The sequence below is a fragment of the Shouchella oshimensis genome (assembly GCF_002019765.1).
Taxonomy (GTDB): Bacteria; Bacillota; Bacilli; order Bacillales; family Bacillaceae_D; genus Shouchella; species Shouchella oshimensis.
Genome location: NZ_KV917380.1, coordinates 2,138,710 through 2,139,475, shown reverse-complemented (window position 1 = coordinate 2,139,475; position 766 = coordinate 2,138,710). Strand labels below are relative to the sequence as shown.

The 766-nt window shown below is 57.8% G+C and carries 1 protein-coding gene; it reads right to left on the bottom strand.

Annotated elements, in window-relative coordinates; all coding sequences use genetic code 11:
- Window positions 1–766 (bottom strand): hypothetical protein (locus tag BK583_RS21460; protein WP_180316905.1); only part of this gene is annotated, 766 nt, incomplete at both ends.

Sequence of the window (766 nt, the reverse complement as noted above, 5' to 3'; positions counted from 1 at the left end):
ACGCCAGTAGTTCCCGTAACCCCAGTGGCACCCGTAACTCCCGTAGCTCCTGTAGGACCAGTGGCTCCAGTAGCTCCGGTAATGCCAGTAGCCCCTGTAACGCCAGTAGCTCCAGTAACACCAGTAGCTCCAGTAATGCCAGTATCCCCTGTTACTCCAGTAGGTCCAGTAGCCCCGGTAACCCCAGTGGCTCCGGTATCTCCAGTAACACCCGTAGCTCCAGTAGCCCCGGTAACGCCAGTAGCTCCAGTAGCCCCGGTAACGCCAGTAGCTCCAGTAGCTCCAGTAACACCCGTAGCTCCAGTAGCCCCGGTAACGCCAGTAGCTCCCGTACCGCCAGTAGCCCCTGTAACTCCAGTAGCTCCAGTAGCTCCAGTAATGCCAGTAGCCCCTGTAACTCCAGTAGCTCCAGTAGCTCCAGTAGCTCCAGTAGCTCCAGTAATGCCAGTAGCCCCAGTGGCTCCTGTAACTCCTGTAGGACCAGTAACGCCAGTAGTTCCCGTAACCCCAGTGGCACCCGTAACTCCCGTAGCTCCTGTAGGACCAGTGGCTCCAGTAGCTCCGGTAATGCCAGTAGCCCCTGTAACGCCAGTAGCTCCAGTGACACCAGTAGCACCAGTAGCACCAGTAACTCCAGTAGCTCCAGTGACCCCAGTAACACCAGTAGCTCCAGTAACTCCAGTAGCCCCGGTGGCACCAGTAACTCCAGTAGCTCCAGTAATGCCAGTAGCCCCAGTGACTCCAGTAGCGCCAGTAGCTCCCGTAC